Source organism: Algibacter sp. (assembly GCF_049667265.1).
Lineage (GTDB): Bacteria > Bacteroidota > Bacteroidia > Flavobacteriales > Flavobacteriaceae > Algibacter_B.
In genome coordinates, this window is the sequence record NZ_JBATHX010000264.1 from 1 (window position 1) to 2,599 (window position 2,599).

The window sequence follows — 2,599 nt, forward strand, 5'->3', positions numbered from 1 at the left end:
GCGAAACTATTGGCGTGTTATATTTTTTCAATTCTGAAGCCACTTTATTAAAACTAGCTGGCGTTAATGGACCAATTACGGCATCAACATTTTCAAAATCATTTTCGTTAATAATTCTTGAAACTTCTCTCACCTCATAGCGCGTATCATAAACATCAACTTTTAAGGAAATGCCTAACGATTTTAACGAATCTAACGCCATTAAAACACCCGAGTGAAAATCAAGCGACACATTTAAATATGGATCTTTCTCTAAACTTTTTTTAGCATCACTTATAGAATCAAAATCTACACGATGCATTCTAAAAGGTAACATTACGGCAATATGTTTCGTATCGTAATTCGAAATCCTGTTAACCAAATTAGTAACCTCAGCTTGCGTTTCACCCACCCCTTGAGCACTTACAATATATTCATTATGCGGAATTTTTAAAATCATTCCTGACTTTAAACCAGTTTCCTTTAACTCAGGATTTAGCGCTTCCAGTTCTTCTTGATCTAAATCTAATTTTAATTTCAAACGGTAAAAACCTTCCTTAGGCAATACCTTATAATAACTAAACTTATCGTCAATTTCGTTCTGATCTTCTTTATCTAAATTTGGCACATTAATAACAGCACCTTCACTTAAAACATCAGGCATATCAGGGTTTAAAGCTGCCAACTCTTTAACAGTAATTCCAAATTTATAAGCAATGCGCCATTTACCTTCCTTAGGTAAAACCGTATAAGGTTTGGTTTTCGCAACTTCCTCTATAACTTCGGTAATTTTATATCTTGGGATTTGAAGTCTATCTCCCTTTCGCAACGCATTAGAATACAAAGATTTATTATATTTCTTTATATCTTCCTCCTCAACATTATATTTTTTAGCAAGGCTATAAAGTGTTTCTTTCCGCTTTGTTTTATGCTCCCTAAAACCTTGTAATTCCTTATTAATAGTAACCTTTGGTTTATTAGCCTTCGATATCGGAATAATTAAAATCGTATTAGGTTTTAAAGCCTTTTTAGCATCAGGGTTTAGTTTATAAATATCACTAGGTGTTACAAAATAACGTTTTGCAATACCGTCAATAGTTTCTCCTGTTTTAACTTGGTGAGTACTAAAATTTTGAGCCTCAACCGTTGTAAAACCAAATGCTAAAACCAAAACAAGTACTATTAAAAATCTCTTCATGTTGTTGTATCTACTTGATAAATATAATAAAACCTGATTATCTCAAATTATATACGTTTCATTCCCTGTTTAAGGACTGAAACAAAATCGTTTTTCTAAACAATAGCACATAACATGCCAAAATTATTTGGGCGTTCCCCAAGGGTCGGGCTTTCCGCTATACCTGCCTGCCGGCAGGCGGGTCTTTTTTGCTTTTATTGGCAAAAAAGGATGCCGCTTCAATCCCTAACGCGGAACCGTTTTCAGTTACTGCTAGCTGCTAACTGCCTACTGCATCATTCCCACTCAATAGTTGCCGGCGGTTTCGAACTAATATCGTAAACTACTCTATTAACGCCTTTAACCTTATTTATTATATCGTTTGATGTTTTTTGTAAAAACTCGTAAGGTAAATTTACCCAATCGGCAGTCATACCATCGGTACTTTCAACAGCCCTAAGTGCAACACATTTTTCGTAGGTACGCTCATCGCCCATTACACCTACACTATTAACAGGTAATAACATAGCGCCTGCTTGCCATACTTTATCGTATAATCCCCATTCTTTAAGTCCGTTAATAAAAATAGCATCAACCTCTTGAAGCATTCTAACTTTTTCAGCTGTAATATCGCCTAAAATTCGAATTCCTAAACCTGGCCCAGGAAATGGATGACGGCCTAGCAATTCAGGATCAATACCTAAAGTAGCACCAACGCGTCTTACTTCATCTTTAAAAATAGCACGAAGGGGTTCCACAATTTTTAGTTTCATAAAGTCTGGTAATCCACCAACATTATGGTGACTCTTTATAGTCGCCGATGGTCCTCCTGTAGCCGAAACACTTTCAATAACATCAGGATAAATAGTGCCCTGCGCCAACCATTTTACATCTTCTAATTTGTGCGCTTCATTATCAAACACCTCAATAAAAGCGTTACCGATAGCTTTACGCTTTAGTTCTGGGTCTTCAATGCCTGCCAAGGCATCTAAAAATCGTTTGGAAGCATCAACACCTTTTACATTAAGTCCCATGCCTTCATATTGATTCAAAACGCTTTCAAATTCATTTTTACGAAGCAAGCCATTATTTACAAAAATGCAATACAAATTTTTTCCTATAGCTTTGTTTAATAAAACTGCTGCAACCGTAGAATCTACACCTCCAGAAAGTCCTAAAACAACCTTATCATTTCCTACTTTTTCCTGAATGGCCTCAACCGTTTCTTCAACAAATGAATCTGGTGTCCAGTCTTGGTTAATATCAGCAATTGTAACTAAAAAGTTTTCAAGTAATTGTTTACCATCTTTTGTATGATAAACTTCTGGATGAAACTGAATCGCATAAGTTGGTTCGCCTTGAATCTTGTATGCAGCGTTTTCAACATCATTTGTGCTTGCTAATAAAACGCCTCCAGTTGGTAAAGCTTTTATGGTATCACTA

2 protein-coding genes are annotated in these 2,599 nt (G+C 35.7%); both read right to left on the reverse strand.

Features of this window, described 5'->3' with window-relative positions:
* Positions 1-1,177, reverse strand: a 1,177-nt coding sequence (locus tag WBN21_RS09960; protein WP_424199850.1) for a LysM peptidoglycan-binding domain-containing protein, incomplete at its 3' end; no start/stop codon positions are given.
* Positions 1,178-1,452: 275 nt separating this feature from the next.
* Positions 1,453-2,599, reverse strand: a 1,147-nt coding sequence (gene guaA / locus WBN21_RS09965) for a glutamine-hydrolyzing GMP synthase (RefSeq protein ID WP_424199852.1), incomplete at its 5' end; no start/stop codon positions are given.